The sequence below is a fragment of the Christiangramia sp. genome (assembly GCF_029937855.1).
GTDB lineage: Bacteria > Bacteroidota > Bacteroidia > Flavobacteriales > Flavobacteriaceae > Christiangramia.
In genome coordinates this window covers 130234-156014 of the sequence record NZ_JAPYPC010000003.1, presented here as the reverse complement: position 1 = coordinate 156014, position 25781 = coordinate 130234, and the positions used below count along the sequence as shown (strand labels likewise).

At 37.5% G+C, this 25781-nt stretch carries 26 protein-coding genes; 13 read left to right on the top strand and 13 right to left on the bottom strand.

What is annotated here, in order from left to right:
• Window positions 1-62 precede the first annotated feature (62 nt).
• The 5 genes from Q1K34_RS02960 to Q1K34_RS02940 are packed head-to-tail and all read left to right on the top strand — an operon-like array spanning window position 63 to window position 4858.
• Window positions 63-1040, top strand: coding sequence for a M20/M25/M40 family metallo-hydrolase (locus Q1K34_RS02960; protein WP_300434289.1), 978 nt, complete (start codon window positions 63-65; stop codon window positions 1038-1040).
• Complete coding sequence (locus Q1K34_RS02955; RefSeq protein WP_300434286.1) at window positions 1037-1720, top strand: SDR family oxidoreductase; 684 nt, start codon at window positions 1037-1039, stop codon at window positions 1718-1720. The genes Q1K34_RS02960 and Q1K34_RS02955 overlap by 4 nt, the downstream gene beginning before the upstream one ends.
• Window positions 1721-1723: 3 nt before the next feature.
• Window positions 1724-2323, top strand: coding sequence for a SprT-like domain-containing protein (locus Q1K34_RS02950; RefSeq protein ID WP_300434284.1), 600 nt, complete (start codon window positions 1724-1726; stop codon window positions 2321-2323).
• A gap of 6 nt (window positions 2324-2329) precedes the next feature.
• Complete coding sequence (locus Q1K34_RS02945) at window positions 2330-3421, top strand: mannose-1-phosphate guanylyltransferase (RefSeq protein ID WP_300434281.1); 1092 nt, start codon at window positions 2330-2332, stop codon at window positions 3419-3421.
• Window positions 3422-3424: 3 nt separating this feature from the next.
• Entirely contained in the window at window positions 3425-4858 is a 1434-nt protein-coding gene (locus Q1K34_RS02940; protein ID WP_300434280.1) for a DUF389 domain-containing protein, read from the top strand.
• On the opposite strand, the gene Q1K34_RS02935 is transcribed toward Q1K34_RS02940, so the two are convergent.
• Both Q1K34_RS02935 and Q1K34_RS02930 read right to left on the bottom strand, forming a co-directional pair.
• The gene (locus Q1K34_RS02935) at window positions 4859-5623 is read right to left on the bottom strand and encodes an ABC transporter ATP-binding protein (protein WP_300434278.1); all 765 of its coding nucleotides are present in this window, start codon (window positions 5621-5623) and stop codon (window positions 4859-4861) included.
• 3 nt (window positions 5624-5626) lie between these two features.
• Window positions 5627-6364, bottom strand: a complete 738-nt coding sequence (locus tag Q1K34_RS02930) for an ABC transporter permease (protein ID WP_300434276.1) — start codon at window positions 6362-6364, stop codon at window positions 5627-5629.
• Between the two features lie 116 nt (window positions 6365-6480).
• Between Q1K34_RS02930 and pafA the strand changes: the two genes are divergently transcribed.
• Complete coding sequence (pafA, locus tag Q1K34_RS02925) at window positions 6481-8106, top strand: alkaline phosphatase PafA (protein WP_300434273.1); 1626 nt, start codon at window positions 6481-6483, stop codon at window positions 8104-8106.
• A 2-nt stretch (window positions 8107-8108) separates the two neighbouring features.
• On the opposite strand, the gene Q1K34_RS02920 is transcribed toward pafA, so the two are convergent.
• From Q1K34_RS02920 to gcvP, 4 genes are all read right to left on the bottom strand, one after another.
• Entirely contained in the window at window positions 8109-8957 is an 849-nt protein-coding gene (locus tag Q1K34_RS02920; protein WP_300434270.1) for a glycosyltransferase family A protein, read from the bottom strand.
• Between the two features lie 50 nt (window positions 8958-9007).
• Complete coding sequence (locus tag Q1K34_RS02915) at window positions 9008-9529, bottom strand: methyltransferase domain-containing protein (RefSeq protein WP_300434413.1); 522 nt, start codon at window positions 9527-9529, stop codon at window positions 9008-9010.
• A gap of 1 nt (window position 9530) precedes the next feature.
• Window positions 9531-10589: a ketoacyl-ACP synthase III gene (locus Q1K34_RS02910; protein WP_300434268.1), complete on the bottom strand. Its 1059-nt coding sequence runs from the start codon at window positions 10587-10589 to the stop codon at window positions 9531-9533.
• 128 nt (window positions 10590-10717) lie between these two features.
• Entirely contained in the window at window positions 10718-13567 is a 2850-nt protein-coding gene (gene gcvP, locus Q1K34_RS02905; RefSeq protein WP_300434265.1) for an aminomethyl-transferring glycine dehydrogenase, read from the bottom strand.
• A 133-nt stretch (window positions 13568-13700) separates the two neighbouring features.
• Between gcvP and Q1K34_RS02900 the strand changes: the two genes are divergently transcribed.
• Window positions 13701-14540 carry a hypothetical protein gene (locus Q1K34_RS02900; protein ID WP_300434262.1) on the top strand — a complete coding sequence of 280 codons (840 nt, stop codon included), beginning with the start codon at window positions 13701-13703 and terminating at the stop codon, window positions 14538-14540.
• Here the strand turns inward: Q1K34_RS02900 and Q1K34_RS02895 are convergent.
• The 5 genes from Q1K34_RS02895 to Q1K34_RS02875 all read right to left on the bottom strand — a co-directional run bounded on the left by Q1K34_RS02895 (window position 14509) and on the right by Q1K34_RS02875 (window position 19321).
• Entirely contained in the window at window positions 14509-14775 is a 267-nt protein-coding gene (locus tag Q1K34_RS02895; RefSeq protein WP_300434259.1) for a hypothetical protein, read from the bottom strand. The genes Q1K34_RS02900 and Q1K34_RS02895 overlap by 32 nt on opposite strands.
• Before the next feature lie 2 nt (window positions 14776-14777).
• A complete protein-coding gene (locus tag Q1K34_RS02890) occupies window positions 14778-15329 on the bottom strand; it encodes a sigma-70 family RNA polymerase sigma factor (protein ID WP_300434256.1) in 552 nt (183 codons plus the stop codon).
• A gap of 94 nt (window positions 15330-15423) precedes the next feature.
• Window positions 15424-17454, bottom strand: coding sequence for a M3 family metallopeptidase (locus tag Q1K34_RS02885; RefSeq protein ID WP_300434253.1), 2031 nt, complete (start codon window positions 17452-17454; stop codon window positions 15424-15426).
• Window positions 17455-17669: 215 nt separating this feature from the next.
• A complete protein-coding gene (purE, locus tag Q1K34_RS02880) occupies window positions 17670-18155 on the bottom strand; it encodes a 5-(carboxyamino)imidazole ribonucleotide mutase (RefSeq protein WP_300434250.1) in 486 nt (161 codons plus the stop codon).
• A 5-nt stretch (window positions 18156-18160) separates the two neighbouring features.
• Window positions 18161-19321 carry a 5-(carboxyamino)imidazole ribonucleotide synthase gene (locus Q1K34_RS02875; protein ID WP_300434247.1) on the bottom strand — a complete coding sequence of 387 codons (1161 nt, stop codon included), beginning with the start codon at window positions 19319-19321 and terminating at the stop codon, window positions 18161-18163.
• Window positions 19322-19443: 122 nt separating this feature from the next.
• Here Q1K34_RS02875 and Q1K34_RS02870 point away from each other — a divergent pair, with 122 nt between their 5' ends.
• From Q1K34_RS02870 to Q1K34_RS17985, 6 genes are read left to right on the top strand one after another with little or no spacing between them, the layout of a single operon-like run.
• Complete coding sequence (locus tag Q1K34_RS02870; protein ID WP_300434246.1) at window positions 19444-19971, top strand: phosphoribosyltransferase; 528 nt, start codon at window positions 19444-19446, stop codon at window positions 19969-19971.
• A gap of 5 nt (window positions 19972-19976) precedes the next feature.
• Window positions 19977-20555 (top strand): adenylate kinase, encoded by a 579-nt coding sequence (locus Q1K34_RS02865; protein ID WP_300434244.1) that lies wholly within the window; start codon window positions 19977-19979, stop codon window positions 20553-20555.
• Between the two features lie 5 nt (window positions 20556-20560).
• Complete coding sequence (gene obgE / locus Q1K34_RS02860) at window positions 20561-21568, top strand: GTPase ObgE (RefSeq protein WP_300434242.1); 1008 nt, start codon at window positions 20561-20563, stop codon at window positions 21566-21568.
• 60 nt (window positions 21569-21628) lie between these two features.
• Window positions 21629-22150 carry a DUF4136 domain-containing protein gene (locus Q1K34_RS02855; RefSeq protein ID WP_300434239.1) on the top strand — a complete coding sequence of 174 codons (522 nt, stop codon included), beginning with the start codon at window positions 21629-21631 and terminating at the stop codon, window positions 22148-22150.
• Window positions 22151-22193: 43 nt separating this feature from the next.
• Window positions 22194-22499 (top strand): GNAT family N-acetyltransferase, encoded by a 306-nt coding sequence (locus Q1K34_RS02850; protein ID WP_300434236.1) that lies wholly within the window; start codon window positions 22194-22196, stop codon window positions 22497-22499.
• 26 nt (window positions 22500-22525) lie between these two features.
• The gene (locus Q1K34_RS17985) at window positions 22526-22732 is read left to right on the top strand and encodes a GNAT family N-acetyltransferase (protein ID WP_367183291.1); all 207 of its coding nucleotides are present in this window, start codon (window positions 22526-22528) and stop codon (window positions 22730-22732) included.
• Between the two features lie 419 nt (window positions 22733-23151).
• On the opposite strand, the gene Q1K34_RS02845 is transcribed toward Q1K34_RS17985, so the two are convergent.
• Complete coding sequence (locus Q1K34_RS02845; RefSeq protein ID WP_300434234.1) at window positions 23152-24831, bottom strand: OmpA family protein; 1680 nt, start codon at window positions 24829-24831, stop codon at window positions 23152-23154.
• A gap of 12 nt (window positions 24832-24843) precedes the next feature.
• Complete coding sequence (locus Q1K34_RS02840; protein ID WP_300434228.1) at window positions 24844-25779, bottom strand: type IX secretion system membrane protein PorP/SprF; 936 nt, start codon at window positions 25777-25779, stop codon at window positions 24844-24846.
• Between the last annotated feature and the right edge of the window lie 2 nt (window positions 25780-25781).

The following is a 25781-nucleotide window of genomic DNA, read 5'->3' as shown; positions in this document are numbered from 1 at the left end:
TCAAAAGCTTAATAAACTATCATAATCCCGCCTAATCGCGGGATTTTTTTATCTTTAGCATTATGAGAAAAAATAGATTATTCAATAGGTTCAACGCAATGTTTCTTGTGTTTTTCACAACCCTGGCCTGTACAGGTCAGACTGATAAGAATCCTGATATTGTAAAAGCTGAGGTTTCCAAAAATGAAGTTCAGGATGATTTAAAGTATTTGTCATCAGATGAATTAATGGGAAGGAAAACAGGTACTAAAGGAATTGAAGATGCTGCTGTTTTTATTGAAAATAAGTTTAAAGATTTTGGGGTAGAACCATATTTTGAAACCTACAGGGATAATTTCATGATAAATGATATCCAGGGTTTTAATATCGTGGGATATGTAGAAGGGAACGATCCGGAATTGAAAGATGAATTTATAATTATTGGTGCACATTATGACCATATTGGCACAGGGAAAGAAGTAGAAGAGGATACTATCGCCAATGGAGCCAATGATAATGCGGCAGGAACTGTAGGAGTGATACAATTGGCTAAACATTTTGCTAATTCTGAAAATAAAAGAAGCATTTTATTTGCCCTTTTTTCAGGAGAAGAAATGGGGCTAAAAGGTTCAAAGCATCTTGCTGAAAAATTGAAAGAAGAAGGCCTCGACCTGTATGTGATGTTCAACCTGGAAATGATTGGTGTTCCCATGAAAGCCAAAGATTACCGGGCTTATTTAACCGGATTCGAAAAATCGAATCTCGCTGAAAAATTCAATGAATATTCTGAAGGAGAGCAAATTCTGGGATTCCTGCCCCAGGCGCAGCAAATGAGCCTTTTCAGGAGAAGCGATAATTATCCGTTTTTTGAAGTATTTAATGTGCCCTCCCAAACCGTAAGTACCTTTGATTTTTCAAATTATCCATATTATCATCATGTAGATGATGAATCTGAATTTCTTAATGCTGAGTTCATGGCATCACTAATAGAAGATCTTATTCCAGGTTTGAGAAAAATGGCAAATACCGGAGACAAGGAAATTAAAATGACTAATGAATGAAGAATGTAGTAATTACCGGAACTAGCAGAGGTATAGGTTTCGAGCTGGTTTCTTTCTTATCTAAAATGGGACATCAGGTTCTCGCACTTTCCAGAAATGAAAAGCCGGTTAAAGATTTGGGTCTTGAGAATGTACATGCATTTTCTTTTGATATTACAAAAGAAGATAGTTTGCTAAAGGCTGAAAGCTACATTACTAAAAACTGGAATTCTAAAGTAGATATTCTTATAAATAATGCAGGTGCTCTTTTGAACAAGCCCTTCAAAGATTCTAATTATGAGGATTTTACTACAGTTTATAAAGTAAACGTTTTTGGAGTAGCTGAAGTAACCAGAAAATTACTTCCTTTTATGAATGATAAGTCGCATGTATTAAATATTAGTAGTATGGGTGGAATTCAGGGAAGTATAAAATTTTCTGGCCTGGCAGCGTATAGTTCCAGTAAAGGAGCTTTACTTACACTAACTGAATTGCTTGCGGAAGAATATAAGGAAAACGGTCCTTCATTTAACGCATTGGCACTGGGAGCAGTTCAAACTGAAATGTTGGAAGAAGCTTTTCCTGGATATAAAGCTCCGGTGAGCGCAGAAGAAATGGCACATTACATAGCAGATTTCAGTCTGAATGGACAAAAGTTCTACAACGGTAAAATAATGCAGGTGTCTAATAGTACGCCCTAATAGATGAGAGATATTCTCGCTAAATACTTGCCAGTAAATGCGGTAGAACCCGTATCAGAATTGATAAAAATGAACGGCGTTCATTTGAAAATAGTCAATGAACGGATTACCAGGCATGGGGATTATCGCCGAATGCCAGATGGAGCACAGCAAATCACTATCAATGCAAATTTGAATAAATACAGATTCTTGATAACAACTATTCATGAGGTAGCCCATTTGATAGCATTTGAAAAATACGGTCGGGGAATAAAACCTCATGGCCTGGAGTGGAAGCATTGTTTCAGAAGCTTAATGTTACCATTTATTAGGCCCGAAATTTTCCCCAATTCTTTGTTGCCGGTAATAGCGAATCATTTTAGAAATCCCAAAGCCAGTAGTGATACAGATGCGGGACTCTCTGTTGCTCTCAAAAGCTTTGATCCGGAGAACGATAAAAGCTATATTTTTGAAATTCCTTTTGGCAGTGTTTTTAAAATACACAATGGAAAGACTTTTAAAAAAGTAAGAAAGAAAATAAAGCGCTATGAATGCTTGGAGGTGGAGACAGGAAGAATTTATTTATTTCAGCCCAATGCTGAAGTACATTTAATTAAGGTTTAAATTATTATGACGGGTACAAAAAAAGATAATTATTATGCGATCCTGATGGCAGGTGGTATTGGTTCTCGATTTTGGCCGGCTAGCAAGGCATCAAATCCTAAACAGTTTATAGATATATTGGGCGTTGGGGAGACGTTATTTCAGGCTACTTTTAGAAGGCTTTCAAAATTGATTCCCATGGAAAATATTTATGTACTTACCAATAAAAAGTATGTAGATATTATTAGGGATCAGGTGCCACAGATTAAAGAAGAACAGGTAGTCGCTGAGCCTGAAATGAGGAATACTGCTCCAAGTATATTATTAGGAGCTTTAAAAATTTACGATAAGAACCCAAAGGCATTAACCGTCGTAGCGCCTAGCGATCATTGGATCAAGGAAGAAGATAAATTTCTTGAGGCTATCCAGGAAGCTTTTAATAATGTAGAGCATAATGATAAGTTGGTAACGCTTGGGATAGAGCCGGCTTATCCAAATACCGGTTATGGTTATATAAAATATGATAAGGAAGATCAGGAAAGCCTGAAGAAAGTAGATGCTTTTATAGAAAAACCGAGTGAAAAAAAAGCGAAACAATTTATCGAAGCCGGCAATTATGCCTGGAATGCCGGGATATTTATTTGGAGTGCGAAATTCATCATTGAAAGTTTTAAAAAATATCTTCCCGATACTTTTCATGTTTTAGATAAGGGAAAGAAAAAATGGAATACTCCGGAAGAAGAAAAATTTATTGAAGCGAACTATTCAAAAACCTCCAATATTTCTATTGATTACGCCATCCTGGAAAAATCTGACGCTGTGTTTGTGATTCCGGTTAGCTTTAATTGGAGTGATCTTGGAACCTGGTCTTCGGTTCAAGCGGAACTACCTTCAGATGAAGAAAATAATACAACTATAAATTGCAGATTCTTAGCAGAAAACTCAGAGAATAATATTGTCTCTACAATTGATAAAAAGATTGTAGTTTTAAAGGGACTTTCAGATTATATAGTTGTGGAGGATAAGGATATCCTGATGATCGTTCCAAAATCTGAAGAACAGCAAATAAAGCAATTAAGGGAAAAGGTAATGAAAGATTTTGGGGAAGACCTAGGTTAATAAATGGCAGATACTAAAATTACAGATGGCGAATCAAAGAATTCCTCAGGTGAAAACCTAAGGGAAGATGCCAAAGAGATTCATAAGAAAGCAAGAACATTTTTTAGTAGGCTGCTGGACATTCGCGAAGATACCGATAGAGAATCTACAGTAGAAGCTGTACAGAAAGATATTTCCTTTAAGGGCCATAATGCCTGGATCCTTATATTTTCAATTTTTGTCGCTTCCATTGGGTTAAATGTAAGTAGTACCGCGGTGGTGATTGGAGCCATGCTTATTTCTCCCTTAATGGGACCTATTGTAGGGATTGGAATGGCTGTAGCTATCAATGACGTAGATACTTTAAGGCGTTCTTTTGTGAACCTTGGGATTATGGTGGGTCTAAGTGTGCTTACCGCTAGCATTTACTTTTTTATATCGCCGGTTAAAAATGAAACACCAGAGCTGGTAGCCAGAACATATCCTACAATTCTGGATGTACTGGTAGCTATTTTTGGCGGACTGGCCCTCATTGTCGCTAAGACTAAAAAAGGAACTATAGCCAGCGTAATCTTAGGGGTTGCGATCGCCACAGCTCTTATGCCACCATTATGTACGGTAGGCTATGGTATAGCAAATGCAAAATGGGAATATGCTCTTGGAGCGCTCTACTTGTTTTCTATCAATGCGGTATTTATCGCCCTTTCCACCTTTGTAGTGTCAAAACTGCTGGGTTTTCCGTTGGTAAGGTATGCCAATAGTAAAAGAAGGAGGAGGACCGCTCAAATTGCATCCACAGTGGCTATTATAGTAATGATCCCCAGTGTGGTTCTGTTCGTGAAATTATTAAGAGAACAGGTTTTTCAAAGCAAGGCAGCAGAATTTATTGAAAATACTGTTAGGTATTCCGGCACTGAAGTTTTAAAAGCAACCAGTGATTATGCGGCTAAGACTATTGATGTGTATATGATAGGTAATTCTGTACCAGTTGCAACCATTACTACCTGGCAGGAGCGACTGGGGGAAATAGAAGCTCTTAAAGAAAGTCAGCTTGTAATCCATCAGGGAAATGATCAGAGCCAGGATATTAATGAACTTTCAACAGTAGTTAGAAGCGGGATTCTCGAGGATCTCTATGTTAAGAATCAGGAAGTACTTCAGAATAAAGATCGCAGAATTCAATTATTAGAATCGGAACTTTCGAAATATCGAGGCGATAAATTTTCTTTTGTTAATTTGAGTAAGGAGGCTAAGATCAATTATGAGAATATTGAAGAAATTGGATATTCTAATCTTATAACCACCAATTTTCAGAAAACAGATACCGTTCCAACCTTCACGGTGATTTGGAATGATAAGATAAATGCCAGGCAGTTGGCTACAGAACAAGACAAATTCGCCGACTGGATGCGGGTACGTTTAGAGCTTGATACACTCGCGATAAAGAATGTGAGATAATTAAAGGCCTTTGAGCTGTGCCTCGCGCACCTTCTGAAAAAGATTGGAAGAATACACAAAATTGGTAACCGTCTCATCGTCTGTCTGGAAAATTTCATCTTTGGTGCCTTTCCAGGCCAATTTTCCATCTTTTAGAAAAGCGATACGTTCCCCAATTTCTAAGACTGAATTCATATCGTGCGTGATGAGAACGGTGGTAATATCATTCTCATGCGTAATTTCCTGGATAAGATTATCAATTACCGTAGCCGTTTGAGGGTCAAGTCCTGAATTTGGCTCATCACAAAAAAGATATTTAGGTTTGTTTACGATTGCTCTGGCGATCGCAACCCTTTTTTGCATCCCCCCACTAATCTCTGAAGGCATTTTGTCGCCCGTGCCGTCGAGATTTACACGCTCCAGTACTTCATGAACCCTGGAGAGCATTTCTTTTTTTCTCTGCTTTGTAAACATTCTTAGGGGGAACATTACGTTCTCTTCCACTGTCATGGAGTCGAATAAAGCACCTCCCTGAAAAAGCATTCCTATTTCAGTCCTTAATTCCCGCTGTTCTTCATCTGAAAAACTGGAGTAAGGTTTGCCATCGTATTCAATGGTTCCTTTATCAGCTTTAAATAGCCCGAGCATACATTTTAAAAAGACACTTTTTCCTGAGCCAGACTGACCAATAATTAAGTTTGTTTTCCCTCTTTCAAACGTATAGGAAATCCCGCGAAGTACTTCCTGATTATTGAATCCTTTGTATAAATTTTTTACCTGTATCATTTGCTAACTTAATAAGAGTTGTGTAACCACATAATTTGTTACAATTAGAACTACACTGGTCCATACGAAAGACGTGGTAGAGGCTTCCCCAACTTCCAGAGCTCCACCTTTCATATAATAACCATGATAAGCTGGTACAGTTGCTAAAATGATGGCAAAGAGAAATGTTTTTATAAATGCGTACGTAAGATGAAAACCGTTAAAATCGTCCTGAAGTCCCGTTATAAATTCATCTGATGGGACAAAATTTCCAAGCACTGCAGCACAATAAGCTCCTACTATTCCAAGGAACATCGAAATTGCAATTACAAATGGATATGTTAACATTGCGATGATCTTGGGAAAGATGAGATAATTTTTGGAGTTGATACCCATTACTTCCAGCGCGTCAATTTGTTCAGTAACTCTCATAGATCCAATACTGGAAGTAATAAAAGATCCTACTTTACCGGCCATAATAATGGAAATGAAAGTAGGGGCAAATTCTAATATTACAGACTGCCTTGCGGCATAAGCTACCAATGATTTAGGAATAAGCGGGTTGTTTAGGTTCAGTGCGGTTTGAATTGCTACTACCGCTCCAATAAAAAATGATAGAAATGCGACAATCCCCAGGGAACCCATAATAAGTTCATTTATCTCCTTTAGAATAAGATTTCTGAGAACCGAACCTTTGGTCATTCGGCCAAAAACTCCTTTAAGCATTAAAAAGTATTCCCCAATGGAGTGCAGGTAGGTCATTAATTCAATTTTGAAAAGCTAAAATACTAAAATTTCGTTCTAAAGTATTTAAGGCTTAATTAAACTTTAGCGTTTCAAGTTTAGTATTTTTGGAATCCATTTAAAAATTTAACCTAATGAAACGGTATTTATTGGTATTTATATTAGTGCTTGCCTTCTCACCGATCAAGGCGCAAATTGTAAATGAAAAACCAAAATTGGTAGTAGGAATTGTCGTAGACCAGATGAGGTATGATTACTTAACCCGATTTTGGAACCGGTTTGGAGATGAAGGATTCAAAAGACTTGTGAATAACGGGTATAATTTTAAGAATAACCATTTCAACTATGTGCCTACCTATACTGGTCCCGGTCATGCTTCGGTTTTTACCGGTACTACTCCCGAATATCATGGAATTATAGGTAATGGCTGGTTTGATAAATTTAAGGATACTTCGGTTTATTGTGTAGGAGATGAAAATGTGGAGCCAGTTGGAACCACCAATGATGCTGGTAAAATGTCTCCGCATAGAATGAAGACAACTACCTTTGGAGATGAAAACCGGCTACACACCCAAATGAAGGGGAAAACTATTGGTATTGCTTTGAAAGATCGGGGAGCAATTTTGCCAGCCGGTCATACTGCAAATGCAGCTTATTGGTTCCACGGAAGGGATGAGGCAAGATGGATCACTAGTTCTTTTTATAAGACAGAATTACCAGACTGGGTGAAAGACTTCAATAGATCTGGCAAGGCAAAAGAGTATTTAAAAACATGGAATACTCTGGAAGATATTGATACTTATTCTGAAAGTGGAGTAGATGAGAACAACTTTGAATTTGGATATCAGGGAAAAGAAACCGCCACATTTCCTTATGATCTGGAAGCTCTGGCTTCTGAAAATGGAGAATATGAATTAATAAAAGCAACACCTTTTGGCAATGACCTTACGGCGGAATTTGCAAAAGCCGCGATCAAAGGTGAAAACCTGGGTCAGGATAAATTTACTGATGTGCTTACACTTAGTTTCTCCAGCACCGATTATGTAGGTCATAATTTTGGAGTGAATTCAAAAGAAATTCAGGATACTTATATGAGGCTGGATCTGGCTTTGGCAGATCTCCTGAACTATCTTGATCAAAATGTTGGAGAGGGTGAATATACGGTCTTTTTAACTGCAGATCATGGAGGAGTAGATGTCCCTGCCTATTTAAATACCCGTAAAATTCCTTCAGGATATTATGATGATATAGAAGGAAATAAAAGATTAGAGCAATTTTTAAGCGAGGAGTTTAAGGTTGATAGTCTCATTCAAAATATTTCTAATTCACAGATTTTTCTGGATTATGATGTTTTAACTGAAGAAGATTTAGATGCAGAGGAAGTAGAAAATAAGATTTCCCACTATTTACTTCAGCAAAAAAATATTTCCAGGGTATATACCAGGTCACAATTACAATCGGGAAGCTTTACCAAAGGAATTAGTTCGTTGATCCAGAATGGATTTAACCAGGAACGTAGCGGTGATGTGGTTTTTGTATTAGATCCCGCCTTTATAGTATATCCAGAAAAGGGAACCACCCACGGTTCCGGATTTCTTTATGATACACATGTTCCTTTAATTTTCTTCGGAAAAGGGATTAAGAAGGGAAGCACTTTTGAACATTCAGTAATTCCTGATATTGCGCCCACAATTTCTGCTTTACTGGGCATATCTTTTCCAGATGCTTCAACCGGTCAGCCTTTAATTCAAATGCTGTAAGATTAGGCGAATTTTTTCCGGATGTTAGCCCAGCGTAATTTTCTTATAAAATGGCCTTCTTCTTCAGAAACAAGAAAAGGTCGTTTTTTGTTTTTTGCATTGAAGTAGCCTGTGATATAATGTAAAAAAGCAAAAGGGTTCATTTTCATCGCGGCCAGTTTGGCTGAAGCGATTAAACTCAATAAAGTGCCGTATCTCAACCGGTAAAATGCTTCGCCCTGTTTGCGGCCGGAATGTTCAAAATAATTCATTCCCGTGGGTCTTAGGTGTTTTACATATAGAGAATCATCCGTAATTACCTTCCAGCCGTGAAAACGTGCGAGAAGTTCATCGGCAGTATCCCAGCCCATTGCCGGTTTTAATTCCCCAATCTGAATAAAGCAATGTTTTCTGTAAGCTTTAAGAGCTCCCCGAATATGATCTTTTCCGGTTAAATTTTCAGGGATCCATTTATTTTTTCTTTGAACTGAACAAAAACCTCCTACCATCCCCGCCAAATTATTATCATTAAAATGTGCGACTATTTTTTCAAGATAATTTTTTGGAAAAATAAGGTCTGCATCAAATTTACAAATGATATCGAAATCATCCTCTAATTCATAATATCCTTTATAAAAAGCATTGATCACCTTGCTGCCGGGGGCATGTTCAGTAGAAGAATTATTTTTAACTAATTGCATGAAAGAATATTTTTTGGAAAATTCTTCAACCACTTCAGAAGTATTATCGGTAGAACTGTCATCCACCACAACCAGTTTATGAGGTTTTAAGCTTTGATCTGCGAGCGACTGAAGCGTCTGACCAATAAAATTAGCTTCATTGTGGGCGGGTATAACAATGGAGATCTTCAACAGAAAATAGATTATGATGAGTTGCTAAGATAGAATTTTAGACTAAAAAGCTAGGCTTTTTCAGCGTAAACAGCATAATACCGCGGAGTGAATTTTCTTAAGACAGGCCTTATCCCAATCTTATTTACAGGGTTTGTCCATTTAATGCTTTTTTTGATCTCCCAGCCGCTTTTTTCGAACAGCCAATCGAACTGCCAGTCTTCAAATTCATGATAATGCCGGTCCCATTTGTCTGTCTTGCTTCGGTAAGCTGGCGAAAACCATAATTTAAGAGGTACGCTGGCCAGGATTTTATCTGCTTTTATTTCCCGTAGAATGTTGTAGGGAGCAAGTAGATGTTCAAAAATCTCAAAGGCGGTTACCAGATCGTATGTCTTTTTCTTTACAGCTTCAAAATTATTGTCTAGATCTTCTCCCGAGGTATTGGTAACATCATACCCGTGTTCTTTCATGATTTCAGAAAAAGGATTTTCAACTCCCAGATCCAGAACTTTGGCTGGCGGAGGCAGCATTTCTTTTAAAAATTCAAGTGTTTTTTGATAACGTTTTTCAGGAAAAGTATTCTCGTACATTTTAGATCTGATAAGTGATCGCATTGATGTTCATTCCCGCTCCTACGCTGGCAAACATAACGACATCTCCTTTTTCCAGTTTTTGATTATCTATTTTTCCCCTTTGTACAAGATCAAAAAGGGTTGGCACCGTAGCTACACTGCTATTCCCTAATTCATGGATTGTCATGGGCATTACATCATCTGGAGGAGTCATTCCATGAAGTTTGTAGAATCTTTGAATAATGGCATGATCCATTTTTTCATTCGCCTGGTGTATAAAGACTTTTTTAAGATCCTTAATAGATTTACCACTATTCTCAAGGCATTCCTTCATTGCCCTGGGCACATTGACCAAAGCAAATTCGTAAATCTTTCTGCCATGCATTTTGATATACCTGATCTCTTCTGGTGCAGTAGAATGATTGGATTTTCCGAAATAAATATATTCTGACTCCTGAAAAGAATAGGTAGCAGATTCATGGGATAAAATTCCCGATTCACTTTCTGAAGCTTCCAGAATTACTGCGCCGGCACCATCTGAAAATATCATGGAATCCCGGTCATGCTTATCAACAACCCGGGAAAGTGCTTCAGCTCCTATAATTAGACATTTTTTTGCAATACCTGCCTTGATAAAAGCCTGTGCCTGTATCAAGCCCTCAATCCATCCGGGACAGCCAAAAAGAAGGTCGTAACCTACACATTTTGGATTTTTAATCCTTAAATGTGCCTTCACCCGGGTGGCCAAACTAGGCACCGTATCGCTTTGTATGGAGTTGGATCTTACATCACCATAATTATGGGCGACAATAATATAATCCAGGGTTTCAGGATCAATTCCCGAGCTTTCAATGGCTTTCTGACTTGCAATGACGGCTATATCTGAAGTATTTAAATTTTCATCTAAATATCGTCTTTCTTCAATTCCCGTAATAGCTTTAAATTTCCTAATGGTAGTTTCATTATCATGAGGAAAAGTGGAACCATCGAGATTAAAAAATTCGTGTTTGTCGAAGTCAGCATTCCTGGTTATAACATTCGGTATATAACTTCCCGTCCCCGTGATTTTACAATTCATCTGACTTACTTCTTATTAGGTTAAGGCCTACAATTTAAATAAATATCTTAAAAATAATTTAAAACTGACAAAATTTTGGTCGTAAAAGAACCTGCGGGCTAACAGGTTCTTTTTTATACAATCAAAACCTAAGCTTCTGCGTACTCCTCGGTTGGGGGGCACGTGCACATTAGATTCCTGTCCCCAAAAGCTTCATCTACTCTTCTAACACTCGGCCAGAATTTATTGTCATGAAGATGTGATAATGGGTATGCCGCTTTCTCTCTGGAATAAGGGAGATCCCATTCATCTGAAGTTAACATATGAATAGTGTGCGGTGCATTTTTCAATACGTTATTATTATCGTTAGCTGAGACTTCTTCTATTTCTTTTCTTATGGAAATCAGAGCATCACAAAAACGATCCAGTTCTGGTTTACTCTCACTTTCGGTAGGCTCTATCATCATGGTTCCGGCAACAGGGAAAGAAACCGTAGGCGCGTGAAAACCATAATCTATAAGTCGCTTGGCAATATCTGTGACCTCAATTCCCTGTTCTTTGAATGGCCTGCAATCTATGATCATCTCATGGGCTGCTCGTCCTCTTTCTCCTGAATACAAGGTTTTATAATGTCCGTTCAACCTCGCTTTGATATAATTAGCATTTAGAATAGCATATTCTGTAGCCTTTTGTAGACCGCCAGTTCCAAGCATTTTAATATAACCATAGGAGATTAGGCACACCAAAGAAGAACCCCATGGTGCAGAAGAAATTGCGCCAATTGCTTTTTCTCCTCCTGTTTTAATAACTGGATTACCGGGTAAAAAAGGTTTTAGCTGCTCTGCAACACAAATAGGCCCAACTCCTGGTCCGCCCCCGCCGTGAGGAATGGCAAAAGTTTTATGTAAATTCAAGTGGCAAACATCAGCTCCAATTCTTCCTGGATTTGTTAATCCTACCTGTGCATTCATATTGGCACCATCCATATACACCTGTCCGCCATTTTCGTGGATAATATTGGTAATCTCCCGAATAGCAGATTCAAAAACCCCATGCGTAGAAGGATAGGTGACCATTAATGCCGCCAGATTATCTTTATACTTTATAGCTTTTTGCTTAAGATCTTCTACATCAATATTTCCGTTTTCAGAAGCCTTAGTAACCACTACTTTCATTCCTGCCATAACTGCAGAAGCCGGATTGGTTCCGTGAGCAGAAGATGGAATTAAACAGACATTTCTATGTCCTTCTCCGTTGGCTTCATGATAAGCCCTGATTACCATTAATCCGGCATACTCTCCCTGAGCACCTGAGTTAGGTTGCAGGGAGGTTGCTGAAAAACCAGTTATTTCGGTTAATTGATGCTCTAATTCTTTTAAAACAGTTTGATAACCTTCTGCCTGGTCTACCGGTGCAAACGGGTGCATATTTCCCCATTGTGGGTTGCTCAAAGGAAGCATTTCTGAAGCTGCATTAAGTTTCATGGTACACGATCCAAGAGATATCATGGAGTGATTTAACGAAAGATCTTTACGCTCCAGTTTTTTGATATAACGCATCAGTTCAGTTTCTGAATGATACAGGTTGAAAACTTCATGCGTTAAAAATTCAGTTTTTCTCTGAAGATTTTCAGGAATTGCAATTTTTTCAGAAAGTTCTTCGATCTCTGATTTATCTTTTTCCGCAAGTTCTGCAAAAACAGCTACTATAGCATTAATATCGTCTGTAGTGGTAGTTTCATTTATAGAAATACAGGCACTTTCAGCATCTGGATAAAAGAAGTTGATTTCGTGATCTTCAGCAATTTTCTTCAATTTAGAAGTATCTGCCTTTACATGAATTGTATCGAAATACGCGGAATTTAATTGCTCAAATCCAAGTTCTTTCAGGCTACCTTCAAGAGAAACGGCAGAAGCATGTACTGTGTTTGCGATGTATTCAAGACCTTTAGGGCCGTGATAGACAGCGTACATTCCTGCCATAACGGCCAATAATACCTGTGCAGTACAGATATTTGAGGTTGCTTTATCTCTTTTTATATGCTGCTCCCGGGTTTGAAGCGCCATTCTTAGAGCGTTGTTACCATCAAGATCTTTAGTAAGACCAATGATTCTTCCGGGTAAATTACGTTTATATTCTTCTTTGGTAGCGAAATATGCCGCGTGAGGGCCGCCATAACCTAGCGGAATTCCAAATCTTTGAGTGGTTCCAACCACAACATCAACTCCAAGTTCTCCCGGAGCCTGAAGTTTAACAAGGCTGAGTATATCTGCCGCAACCGCAGTTTTGATATTTGCATTCCTACAATTTTCAACAAAATCAGCATAGTCAAAAATCTGTCCGAATTTTCCAGGATATTGTACCAGAGCGCCAAAATATTCTTCTGAGAAGTCAAATTCTTCATGGTCTCCAACAATCATATCTATTCCCAGGAAATTGGCTCTGGTTTCCATTAAAGAAATGGTTTGAGGCAGGGTTTGTTGAGAGACAAAAAACTTGTTTACTTCATTTTTCTTTTGTTTTCTGTCGCGTACCGCATGCAATAAGGCCATGGCTTCGGCCGCCGCAGTAGATTCGTCTAAAAGTGAAGCATTTGCTATCTCCATTCCGGTAAGATCGCTTACCATGGTTTGGAAATTTAGTAAAGCTTCCAGGCGTCCCTGGGCAATTTCAGCCTGATAAGGGGTGTAAGCGGTGTACCAACCCGGATTTTCCAGAATATTTCTCTGAATAACTGCCGGAAGTATTGCCTGGTGATACCCAAGACCTATGTATGTTTTGAAAACCCTGTTCTTTTCAGAAAGCTTTTTTATATGCTCGGCATATTGGTTTTCACTCATCGCTTTCGGAAGGTTGAGTGGCTGGTGGAGCCTAATATCATCGGGGATCGTCTCGTAAATTAATTGCTCTATAGACTCAACGCCGATGGTATCCAGCATTTCCTGTAGATTTTCTGCTTTAGGACCTATGTGACGTAACGCGAAAGAATCTGTTCTCATTAAAATAATAGTTGTGTTTTTCGTGCTGCGAAAATACATAATTTCAAGCTATTTTTTTAGCCTTTAATGGCATACACTTGTTAAGATTTTCTGAGGTTCACTTTCTGAATAATTTTATATGTAATTTCGTAAAATGAAGTATTTGCAAAATGCTTTCGAACTTTACCTGAATAGTAGCATTCATGTCTCCTTAGCGATTGTTGTTTTTACCCTGATCACTTATTTTGAGCATGATCTTGAACCGGATAAAAATTTAATAGGATTCATATTTTTTGCCTCTATTACCGGTTATAATTTTGTGAAGTATGCGGGAATAGCGAAACTTCATCATTTAAGCCTGGCAAAGAATCTTAGGATCATTCAGATTTTCTCTGGTCTATCTTTTATTGCCTTAATATATTTTTGTTTTCAGTTGAAAATTGAAGTCCTTATTGCCACAGGAATTTTAGGTTTATTCACCCTATTTTATGCGGTTCCCCTTTTTGGGGGAGGTAAAAACCTGAGAAGCCTACCCGGAATAAAAATCTTTATTATTGCTATCGTTTGGGCAGGAAGCACAGTAATTCTTCCTCTTATTAATGCTGAAAAATATCTTGAAATTGAAATATTAGCCAATTTCATACAACGTCTTTTACTGGTGATTGTCTTAACCCTGCCTTTCGAAATAAGAGATCTTAATTTTGATAGGGCAAACCTGGGAACGATTCCTCAGAAACTTGGGGTTTTTAAGACTAAAACATTTGGAACTTTTTTAATTGGTTTCATATTTCTGATAGAGTTATTTCAGAATTCTTTCCAATTAAATGAATTTCTTGCTTTGGCGATAATTCTAGTTATAAGTGGAGTGATGCTTTGGAAATCGAGAGAGAATCAGAAAAAATATTATGCTTCTTTTTGGGTGGAAGCAGTACCGATTTTTTATTTAGGGATATATTTATGTTTTAAGAACGTTCTTCCGCAAATTCTTTCTTAATTTCTTCACGCCACTGTTTTTTCTTTTCTTCTGGACAAGTTTCCAGTTTAGATTCTTTCATTAGATGGGTGAGCCTGGAATTGCGGGCAGAAAATTTTCTGCAGGTTTTGCAAAATGCCAGGTGCAGCATTAATTTTGCTTTTTCAAATAAATTTGCCTCTTCATATTGAGCTTTATCGCAACAGGTAGCCGCTTCAGAACAATTAAAAAAAAGAAACTTAGCTTTTTTGCCCATAATTAAAACCAGTTTTTTTCTAAACAAGCAGCCAGTGCAGTCCTGGCTCTATGTATAATAACCCAGAGATTAGACGGGGTGATATTAAATTCATTACAAATTGCTTCCGTATCTGCACCATCAATTGTTTTTCGCTTAAAGATCTCTGCGTGTTTTTCATTTATAGAATCCAGACAATCCAGGATTGCCAATCCAAGTTCATTATTCTCCATTTCATCTTCGGCAGTTCTGTCGAACTGGTCTGCTACCTGTTCTTCCAGCCATTCTCCTTCATTATAATCATCAGAATAATTGATTTTGACCTCTGCTTTCCCTTTACGCGAATTGATCTTACGGTAGTAATCTATAATTTTTCGCTTTAATATTGAAATAAGCCAGGTTCTTTCACTCGCTTCTCCCTTAAAATTCTTAGCCGATTTTAGCCCAGCCAGAAAAGTTTCGGAAATAAGATCATTAGCTACCTCGCGATTATTTACACGAACTATCGTGTAATTAAAAAGGTAGTCTGAATATTTATCCACCCATTTGTTAGGGTCGAGGGTGTTGGCTGACATGATCTAAATTAATCGGTTCTAGTCAAAAATAGCAAAAGATAGGCTATATAAAGTTATAGAAAGGATAAGATTTAGGTATGACAACCGTTTTCAGCTATTTTGAAATTAATCCGGCTCTTCTTAGCAATGCATCGGGTTTGGGTTCCTTTCCGCGGAAACGTTTGTAAAGTTCCATTGGATGCTCGGTGCCCCCTTTTGAAAGAATATTTTCTCTGAATTTATCGGCAATATCCTTGCTGAAAATACCATTTTCAGTAAAGTATTCAAAGGTGTCTGCATCCAATACTTCAGCCCATTTATAAGAATAATATCCTGCGGAATACCCTCCCTGAAAAATATGGGAAAATGCTGTGCTCATACAATTTGAAGGAACATCCGGGTATAGTTTTGTAGCTTCAAAAGCTTCGAGTTCATGCTCTTTAACATCATTTACGTTCGTCGGGTCAATGGCGTGCCAGCTAAGATCCAGCATACCAAAACTCAATTGTCTTAAAGTAGCCATTCCTTCAAGGAAATTAGCCGATTCTTTAATTTTATCTATATACTGCTGAGGGATTGCTTCTCCCGTTTTATAATGTTTAGCAAAAAGCTGCAGGGCTTCTTTTTCATAACACCAGTTTTCCAATACCTGACTGGGGAGTTCTACAAAATCCCAATAAACGTTCGGTCCGGAAAGGCTAGGGTAAGTCGTGTTTGCCAGCATCCCGTGAAGAGCATGGCCAAATTCATGAAAAAGTGTGGTCACTTCGTTAAAGGTGAGAAGGGAAGGTTCTTTTTCAGTTGGTTTGGTAAAATTGCAAACGATAGAAATATGTGGGCGCTCATTTTTATTATTCTGAACATATTGATCTTTATAAATGGTCATCCAGGCTCCATCTCGTTTTCCGGGACGAGGATGAAAATCGGCGTAAAAAAGCGCAATTTCTTCTCCTAATTCATTAGTTACTTCAAACGTCTTAACATCCTGGTGATATTTGTCAATATGGTGAACTTCTTTGAAATTGAGTCCGTAGAGTTTTTGCGCTATTGTAAAAACCCCTTCGATCACATTTTCGAGTTTGAAATACGGCTTTAACTTTTCATCATCGAGATCAAAAAGTTTCTGTTTAAGTTTTTCACCATAATAAGCGGCATCCCATTTTTGAAGCTGATCTATTCCATCGAGATCTTTGGCAAAATTTTCCAGTTCTTTAAACTCCTTTTCAGCAGCTGGTTTTGCTTTTTCAAGCATATCATCTAAAAAGGAATTTACTTTTTCCGGAGTTTCAGCCATACGCTCTTCTAAAATGAAGTGAGCATGGGAATTAAAGCCTAATAGTTTTGCTCTTTGATACCTTAACTTGGCGATTTTCAGAACATTTTCGCGGTTGTCTAATTCGTCATTATGAAAAGCACGGGAACCAAAGGCAAGGGATAGTTCTTTGCGAAGTTCACGATCTTTCGCATATTTCATAAAAGGTATATAGCTGGGGTATTCCAGGCTGAAAATCCAACCATCCTTATCTTTAGAGTTTGCAACCGATCTCGCTTCGTCCTTAAAGCTTTCCGGAAGGCCATCAAGTCTGGATTCATCGGTTACCTGAAGTTCGTATTTATTGGTTTCAGCAAGGACATTTTCTCCAAACTGAAGTTTTAATTTCGAAAGCTCCTTGTCAATTTCCCTATGTTCTGCCTGTTTTTCATCTGGCAGGTTCGCCCCATTTCGGGTAAAGGCTTTATATTTTTTATCGAGCAGCATGATTTGCTCTTTCGTTAAATCCAGAGAATCTTTAGTGGCATACACCGCTTTTATTTTCTCAAATAGTTGTTTATTTAAAATGATATCATTCTTAAATTCTGAAAGTACAGGGGAAACTTCCTGCGCAATCTTTTGAATTTGTTCATTCGTTTCAGCTGAATTAATATTGAAGAAAATACTGGTTACTCTATCCAATTTTTGACCTGAAAATTCCAAAGCTTCTATAGTATTTTCAAAAGATGGAGCTTCTTCAGATTTAATAATGTCATTGATGTCTTCCCGCGCAAGCTCCACTGCTTTTAAAATAGCAGGTTTATAATCTTCCGTATTAATTCTGGAGAAAGGAGTATATTCAAAATCTGTAAGCAATATATTCTGAGGACCCATAAGTCTATATTTAGTTTAACGCTAAAGCCGAAAAAAATTAACGTTGATGGTGAATTTTAGATTTTTTTTAATATTTTAGCCAATTATTGTTAAAATTGAACTCATTATAAATTAGTAGTTTGCAAAGTTCTGGTTTTATATTTAGAATGGTTAATAAATAATAAGTACAGATTAAAAAATGTTTACTACTTGAAAGGCCGCAACAGCGGCCTTTCTTATTTTTTAATGGATTTTGCACCGTCTATCACTTTTTGTTTAAGGCCTTCCTTGTACACCAGGATTTTGTCCAGCACACATTTATCTGAAATTCCTATAATTTGTGCGGCAAGAATCCCCGCGTTTTTAGCTCCATCTAATGCGACGGTTGCTACCGGAACCCCGCCAGGCATTTGAAGAATAGAAAGTACCGAATCCCAACCATCTATGGAATTTCTTGATTTTACTGGAACTCCAATAACGGGAAGAGGAGACATAGCAGCAACCATTCCAGGCAAATGTGCAGCGCCACCGGCTCCGGCAATAATTACCTGAATGCCTTTTTCATGAGCTGTCTTGCTAAAATCGAAAAGTTTTTCAGGAGTTCTGTGGGCAGAAACAATATCAACTTCTACCTCAATATCAAAACCCTTTAATATATCTATGGCTTCCTGCATTACCGGCATATCGCTGGTGCTGCCCATGATTACTGCTACTTTTCCCATATTGGTTATTTTTTGCTTATTACTTTAATGCTATTCTTTACTTCTTCAGCAACTTTTCTTGCTTTTGATAGGTCTTTGTTTACTATGGTCACATGTCCCATTTTTCTGAATGGCCGGGTAATTTTCTTTCCATAAATATGAGGAGTCACGCCGTCCATTTCCATAATTTGGGCAATGTTTTCATACACAACTTCACCTTCATGATCTTTATCGCCCACCAAATTCACCATAATGCCTCCTACTTTACTTTCTGTATTGCCTAAAGGTAAGTCAAGGATCGCTCTAATATGTTGTTCAAACTGATTGGTATAAGAGGCTTCTATGCTGTAATGTCCACTATTATGTGGTCGTGGCGCCACTTCATTGATTAGGATTTGATCATCTTCTGTTTGGAACATTTCTACTGCGAGTAGACCCACATGTTGGAAAGCTTTAGAAACTTTTTCAGCAATATTCCTTGCTTTTTCAGAAATATTTTCATCGATCCGGGCAGGACAAATTACATATTCTACCTGATTTGCCGTAGGATGAAATTCCATTTCCACCACCGGATAAGTTTTCATTTCTCCAGAAGGATTTCTGGCCACGATCACTGCCAGCTCATTTTTGAAAGGGATCAATTTTTCGGCAATACATTCTCCTTCAGATAAATTGTCAAGGTCACCTGTATTTCTTATCACAGAAACACCTTTGCCATCATAGCCACCGGTGGCGCTTTTCCAGACAAATGGAATTTCTATATTATTATTTCCAACGGCTTCTTTTAATTTTTGAAGCGATTCAAAAACCACAAAGTCTGCCGTGGGTATATTTTTATCTTTATAAAATTGTTTCTGAACTGCTTTATTCTGGATCTTTTCCAAAGTGCTGGCAGAAGGATAGGTTTTAATGCCTTCAGATTCCAGCTTTTTTAGAGCTTCGATATTTACGCCTTCAATTTCAAAAGTCACCACATCTGCTTTTCTTCCAAAGTTCAGGACAGTTTCATAATCCATAAGATCTCCCTGCTCAAAGTAATTACAGGAAATTTTACAGGGAGCCTCGTCACTTGGGTCCAGTACCAGGGTTTGGATATCATATTTCCTGGTTTCGTACAACATCATTTTACCCAGTTGGCCTCCGCCTAAAATTCCAAGTTTAAAGTCTGAAGAAAAATAATTTACCATAAATTCAATTCACTTTTTGCAAAAATAATCTATTCGTACTTCCTGCCATAGATATTCAGTAAGAAATCAAGCGGCAAGGCTTATTGAGATTCCTTATCTTTGCCACTTAAAATTTTACAGTTTTGGTAAAACTACATGATCTTGAATTTGAACCTTATATTTCAGAAGATGAGATTATGAAGGTGATAGACGGGATTTCAGAAATACTCAATTCCGATTTTGGTGATAAAAAACCTGTTTTCCTGGGAGTATTAAATGGCTCTTTTATGTTTGCTTCAGAAATTATTAAGCGATTTAAGGGAGATTGTGAAGTTAGTTTTGTTAAAATGGGCTCGTATGAAGGGACGGAAACTACCGGAAACGTGAAAACGCTTTTAGGTTTAAATCAGGAGTTGAAAGGACGGCAGGTAGTTTTGCTGGAAGATATTGTGGATACCGGGAATACACTGGTTGAAATTGACCAAATTTTAAAGCAGTCCCAGGTAGAAGATTATAAGGTGGTTACGTTATTTTATAAGCCTGATGCTTATAAAAAAGATATTCCGGTGCATTATAAAGGAATGGAGATACCTAATGAATTTATTGTAGGTTTTGGACTCGATTATGATGGATTGGGTCGCAACCTTACACAAGTATATAAACGCAAATAAATAAAATGACAAATTTAGTGCTTTTTGGCCCTCCGGGTGCAGGGAAAGGAACTCAGGCCGATATTTTAAAAGATAAATATGATTTGGTTCATATCTCTACCGGAGATGTTTTTAGGTATAATATCAAAAATAAAACTGAACTGGGTCTAAGTGCAAAATCTTATATAGATAAAGGACAGTTGGTGCCAGATGAGGTAACGATTAATATGCTGAAGGCTGAAGTGGAAAAGAATGAAAGTGCTAAAGGTTTTATTTTTGACGGCTTCCCGAGAACTGAAGCTCAGGCAGAAGCTTTAAGCACCTATTTAGAATCCAGGGAAACTGAGGTTCATGCGATGATCGCGTTAGAAGTGGAAGATGAAATCCTTGTGGAACGTTTACTGGAGAGAGGAAAAACCTCCGGAAGACCTGATGATGCCGATGAGTCTGTGATTAGAAATAGGATTAAGGTTTATTATGATGAAACTGCTATTCTGAAAAAATTTTATCAGAAACAGGATAAGTATTATGGCGTTGACGGAGTAGGAGGTATAAAAGAAATCACAGAGCGTTTAAGCCAGGTGATAGACGAATTAATGAAATAAAAAGAATGACTGAAGGGAATTTTGTTGATTACGTGAAAATTCATGTTTTTTCCGGAAAAGGAGGGAAGGGCTCTGCTCACCTGCATAGGGAAAAATATATTACAAAGGGTGGTCCAGATGGAGGAGATGGTGGTCGTGGCGGTCACGTTATAGTGAAAGGCAACAAAAATCTCTGGACATTATTCCATTTAAAATTCAAACGCCACGTAAAAGCTGAACATGGAGAAAATGGAAGTAAACAGAGAAGTTCAGGAGCTCAGGGGAAAGACGAATATATTGAAGTTCCATTAGGAACCGTTATTCGGGATACCGATACTAACGAAATTATTAAAGAAATCACAGAAGATGGTCAGGAATTTATAGTGGCTGAAGGAGGTAAGGGCGGACTTGGTAACTGGCATTTTAAAAGTTCTACCAATCAAACTCCACGATATGCACAGCCAGGAATAGATGGCCAACAGGTAGATATTACGCTGGAATTAAAAGTCCTGGCAGATGTTGGTCTGGTTGGTTTTCCAAATGCTGGTAAATCTACACTACTTTCTGTAATCACTGCGGCAAAACCTAAGATTGCTAACTATGAGTTTACCACCCTTAAGCCAAACCTTGGGATTGTAGAATATCGTGATTTTAAAACATTTGTGGTTGCCGATATACCAGGAATTATAGAAGGGGCCGCAGAAGGTAAAGGCCTGGGGCATAGATTTCTTAGGCATATTGAGCGAAATTCAACCCTGTTATTTTTAATTCCTGCAGATGCAAAAGATATCAAGAAGGAATATGATATCCTCCTTGACGAATTAAAGCGATATAATCCTGAATTGATGGATAAGGATCGATTGATCGCTATCTCTAAAAGTGATCTTCTTGATGAGGAATTGAAAGAGGAAATGGCTAAAGAATTGGATAAAGAATTTAAATTACCCTATATATTTATTTCTTCAGTGGCTCAAATGGGACTTACGCAATTAAAGGATCAGTTATGGCAGATGCTTAATAAAGAGCCTGTTTAAATCCTGTTAAACCTTTCAAGTCTGGAACTGATTTTGCTTATTTTTAGTAAAAATCAGATTATGAGACTATTGAAATATTCTTTTCTACTGTTATTTATTGCCGCGTGTAATTCTCCCAAAGCAGTTTATGATTATGATCAACAGGTGAATTTTGATCGATATAATTCTTATACTATTTTTCCTGATCTTCAAACAGGACTTAGCCAGTTAGATGAAGCAAGATTGCTGGAAAGTATCGAAAGACAGATGCAGGAAAAAGGTTTTTCTGATTCTTCTTCACCGGGAATCTATGTAAATGTATATACCAAAAAATTTCAGCAAGATAACCGAAGCAGAGTCGGAGTAGGAATAGGTGGCGGTGGCGGTAATGTTGGAGTAGGAGTTTCCGGAGGTATTCCTTTGGGACAAATGGATAGTTACCTGGAACTTACTTTTGACTTTATAGATGTTGAAAATGATGCCCTTATTTGGCAGGCCGTAGTAGAAAGTTCTTTTGATATGAATGCTGACCCTCAAAAACGACAGGAGAAATTCGATAAAATTGTAACAAAAGCACTGGAAGGATATCCCCCTAAGAATTGATCTTATAATCAAGTTAGCTGCAAGCCTCTGACAAAATTAAAACATGAAAAAGAAAAAATTTCCCCAGCTAGACACAAAAAGATTGTTTCTTAGAAAATTAGAAAAATCTGATTGGGAAAGTATTTCTTATTTACGTTCCGATAAAATTGTGAACCAGTTTGTAAAACGTGAAAATGCTGATACAAAACAAAAAGCAATTAAATTTATTGAAAAAACTAAATTAAAGATTAAAAACGACCAGTTATTTTACTGGAGTATTACATTAAAAGAAGACGAAAAAATGATTGGTTCAATTTGTCTTTGGAATTTTTCAGAAGACGAAAAAACTGAGAAATCAGATATGATCTAGATCCGAAATTTCAGAATAAAGGTATTATGAATGAATCAATGATGGCAATTCTAAACTTTGGTTTTCAAATATTGAATCTTGAAAAGGTAGAGGCATTTACACAAAAACAAAATAGAAATTCAATAAGTCTTTTAATTAAAAATAACTTTCTTCTAAATGAGAAACGAAATGATCAAAATAATATAGATAACATAATTTTTGAACTAAATCGGCCAGTAGCTAATAATTGTTAGTGGCCAATAGAAGTTAGCCTTAAAAAGAAATTATTAACTTGATTAACAAATCAAAACTAAGCCGACAAATCGGCCTCCTTACCTCCCCTAACATACGAACCGGGACCGATATAATTTAGGCTTCTTTGCTGTTTGAAATAAAGGCTAAATCCCGAAAGCTTTAAAATAAATTATTTCAAACTCGTTTTTTATTGAAAATTTTCAGGTTAAGGAATAGTTAGAATAGTAAAGCTTGTCATTGGAAGTTTTAAATTATTCCGAATAGGTTAATTCCTGATGTTAATTATACATGCCATTATATAAAATGTTCCAATTCGGGTGAAGGAAATTATTATGCACTACTTATATAAAATAGAAAAGCCCCACAATTTGCGGGGCTTTTCACTTTTTGATTGGTTAGTTAGTATCAGTTAGAAAACTTAGTTTTCGTCTTGATCTTCCATTTCCGAATCGTCCATATTAGTGTTTTCATTCATAGATCTATTTCGGTTAGATACTACAAATACACTTCTACGGTTTTTAGCATATTGCTCATTTGTACAACCTGTTGGTTCGGTACAATCGTTAACAGGTCTGTTTTCACCATATCCTTCAGAAGTTAATCTTCCTCTGTCTATACCTTTTTCAACAAGGTACTCTACGGTAGAAGCAGCTCTTCTTTTTGACAGTGCCATGTTATACTGGTCAGATCCTCTTGCGTCGGCATGAGATTCCACCTTTACTTTAATGTTTGGATAATCATTCATATAAGTCACTACAGAGTCTAGAACCGGTTTAGATTCTGGCTTAATGGTAGCTTTGTCAAAGTCGAAGTAGATTTTACTTCCATCGATAGGAATAACATCCTGTCCGCTTGTCTCATCAGTTACTGTAGGAGCTTCAATGATCTCATTTTCCTCACGGGTAAATTGGTAAAGGTTATCAGTTCCTCTTCGGTTTGAAGCGAAATAGCCCATTTCTTCACTTTCTTTAATTACGAAAGCAAAATCATCATTTCCACTGTTAATAGACTCTCCAAGATTTTCAACTTCAGAAAAATCACCTTCAGTTCTGAAAATATCAAGATTTCCAAATCCCTGGTGGCCATCTGAGGTAAAGTAAAGAACATCTTCCTCACTAATGAATGGGAATTGCTCTCTATGTGCAGTGTTTACTCCGGGTCCTAAATTTTGAGGTGGTCCGTAAGTCCCATCTTCATTTACATCTACAACGTAGATATCAAAAGATCCGCTACCGCCTGGCATATCACTGGCAAAGTATAGTTTACTTCCGTCAGCACTTAAGCTTGGATGTTCAACTGAATATTCTTCGCTACTGAATGGTAATTTCTCAACATTGGTCCATTCACCATCTACATTTTCAGCACGGTAAAGGCTGATGTGTGCCACACGAACGTCATTTTCATTTTTCACTCTATCCTCATTTGTTCTGTCAAAGAACATCACTGTACCATCCTGGCTGAAGGTAGCTGAACTTTCATGCTCATCAGTATTGATAGCATCAGAGAAAAGAACGATATCTGTCATTTCTCCTTCGTCATTCATTTCAGCACTATAGAGGTCTAAAGTTGGAAGTTTATTCCAGGGATAAACCGGGCGCTCCTGGTTTCTTGTGGAAGCAAAAGCAACGCGATCGCCGTAGAATCCAATCCCGAAGTCTGAAGAAGACTGATTGTTCATCACCTGATCGTACTTGAATTTGTGAGGAACCATGGTATCCAGTTCACTTGCAAATTCTTCATGCTCCCAGCTTTCACCAGTTAATTCATTCATTAATTCATCAGCTTTTACGTAATTACCCGCAGCCATTAAAGTGTGGGCATATCTAAACTGATACTCAGGTTCTATGGATCCTTCATGTCTTAAGAACAACAATTCGTATACTTCAGCTGCATTTTGCATCTGGTTAGTATAGAAATAAGAGTCTCCCAGATTTTGAAGAACCTCCTGAGATTTATCATTTACGTTCTCGTAAGCATCAGCAGCATCGATATAAGCAGCCTGGGCGAAAAACTTGTTTCCATCCCTAATATCAGACTTTTGCCCGAACGCAGTGATACTTACAAAAATTATTAAAAGTGTACTATATATATTTTTCATGTTAGTCGGGTTTTAGAAGAATCTAGGTGATTTGTCATATCCTTTTTTAAGTCCGAATAGATCCAGATCAAATAAAAGCATGATCTCATGTGACCCATCGTTACTTAAATCGTAGGTAGGATAATCATATGCATATCCTATTCTAAGGCCTGGAGTCACTCTGAAGTTCACCAAACCAGTTACAGTTTCATCGAATCTATAACCTACACCTGCTTCAAGTCTATCGTATAATAAAACGTTAGCATTTACATCAACAGAAAGTGGAGCTCCTTGTACTCCTCTTACCATGGTTGATGGTTTTAATTTGAAGTTCTCTCCTATGTCAAAGACATAACCACCAGTTAAATAATAGTGAATTTCTTCTGAACCACGATCACGAAGTAACTGACTTTCGTCCAAATGATCTGAAGTAAGCAGGTTGGGAGCAGAAACACCTAAATAGTGTTTATCTCCAAACCAAAAAGCGCCAACTCCAAATACTGGAAATACCTCATTGATGTTGTTTGCAAATGCGGGATCGTTAGGATCATTAACTACTAATTGCGATAAATCTGCATCATAAGTTGTGATACCAGCTTTAGCACCAAAAGATAGGTTGGTGGTTTCACCGGTTGGAATTACATAGGCGAAATCTGCTGTAATGTTGTTTGTGTTCTCAACATTTCCAATTTCATCATGTACTACCGTAAGTCCTAATTCAACCCTCTCACTCACAGGAGTGTGGGCAAAGAAGTTGAGGGTGCGAGGTGCACCATCAACATCTGTCCATTGCATTCTATAAATTCCACCCAGGTTTAACATTCCCGGATCGTCCGTTGCGTAAGCAGGATTCATCACACTCATGTTATACATATACTGAGTGAAAAGTGGATCTTGCTGGGCTAATCCTTTTATAGAAAAAAGGATAATGCCTGCGAATAATAAATATTTTGTGATTATTTTTTTCATTT

Coding starts and splice junctions, on each gene's coding strand:
- Q1K34_RS02960 (WP_300434289.1), top strand. CDS start 63: ATGAGAAAAAATAGATTATTCAATAGGTTCAACGCAATGTTTCTTGTG.
- Q1K34_RS02955 (WP_300434286.1), top strand. CDS start 1,037: ATGAAGAATGTAGTAATTACCGGAACTAGCAGAGGTATAGGTTTCGAG.
- Q1K34_RS02950 (WP_300434284.1), top strand. CDS start 1,724: ATGAGAGATATTCTCGCTAAATACTTGCCAGTAAATGCGGTAGAACCC.
- Q1K34_RS02945 (WP_300434281.1), top strand. CDS start 2,330: ATGACGGGTACAAAAAAAGATAATTATTATGCGATCCTGATGGCAGGT.
- Q1K34_RS02940 (WP_300434280.1), top strand. CDS start 3,425: ATGGCAGATACTAAAATTACAGATGGCGAATCAAAGAATTCCTCAGGT.
- Q1K34_RS02935 (WP_300434278.1), bottom strand. CDS start 5,623: ATGATACAGGTAAAAAATTTATACAAAGGATTCAATAATCAGGAAGTA.
- Q1K34_RS02930 (WP_300434276.1), bottom strand. CDS start 6,364: ATGACCTACCTGCACTCCATTGGGGAATACTTTTTAATGCTTAAAGGA.
- pafA (WP_300434273.1), top strand. CDS start 6,481: ATGAAACGGTATTTATTGGTATTTATATTAGTGCTTGCCTTCTCACCG.
- Q1K34_RS02915 (WP_300434413.1), bottom strand. CDS start 9,529: ATGTACGAGAATACTTTTCCTGAAAAACGTTATCAAAAAACACTTGAA.
- Q1K34_RS02910 (WP_300434268.1), bottom strand. CDS start 10,589: ATGAATTGTAAAATCACGGGGACGGGAAGTTATATACCGAATGTTATA.
- gcvP (WP_300434265.1), bottom strand. CDS start 13,567: ATGAGAACAGATTCTTTCGCGTTACGTCACATAGGTCCTAAAGCAGAA.
- Q1K34_RS02900 (WP_300434262.1), top strand. CDS start 13,701: ATGAAGTATTTGCAAAATGCTTTCGAACTTTACCTGAATAGTAGCATT.
- Q1K34_RS02895 (WP_300434259.1), bottom strand. CDS start 14,775: ATGGGCAAAAAAGCTAAGTTTCTTTTTTTTAATTGTTCTGAAGCGGCT.
- Q1K34_RS02890 (WP_300434256.1), bottom strand. CDS start 15,329: ATGTCAGCCAACACCCTCGACCCTAACAAATGGGTGGATAAATATTCA.
- Q1K34_RS02885 (WP_300434253.1), bottom strand. CDS start 17,454: ATGGGTCCTCAGAATATATTGCTTACAGATTTTGAATATACTCCTTTC.
- purE (WP_300434250.1), bottom strand. CDS start 18,155: ATGGGAAAAGTAGCAGTAATCATGGGCAGCACCAGCGATATGCCGGTA.
- Q1K34_RS02875 (WP_300434247.1), bottom strand. CDS start 19,321: ATGGTAAATTATTTTTCTTCAGACTTTAAACTTGGAATTTTAGGCGGA.
- Q1K34_RS02865 (WP_300434244.1), top strand. CDS start 19,977: ATGACAAATTTAGTGCTTTTTGGCCCTCCGGGTGCAGGGAAAGGAACT.
- obgE (WP_300434242.1), top strand. CDS start 20,561: ATGACTGAAGGGAATTTTGTTGATTACGTGAAAATTCATGTTTTTTCC.
- Q1K34_RS02855 (WP_300434239.1), top strand. CDS start 21,629: ATGAGACTATTGAAATATTCTTTTCTACTGTTATTTATTGCCGCGTGT.
- Q1K34_RS02850 (WP_300434236.1), top strand. CDS start 22,194: ATGAAAAAGAAAAAATTTCCCCAGCTAGACACAAAAAGATTGTTTCTT.
- Q1K34_RS17985 (WP_367183291.1), top strand. CDS start 22,526: ATGAATGAATCAATGATGGCAATTCTAAACTTTGGTTTTCAAATATTG.
- Q1K34_RS02845 (WP_300434234.1), bottom strand. CDS start 24,831: ATGAAAAATATATATAGTACACTTTTAATAATTTTTGTAAGTATCACT.
- Q1K34_RS02840 (WP_300434228.1), bottom strand. CDS start 25,779: ATGAAAAAAATAATCACAAAATATTTATTATTCGCAGGCATTATCCTT.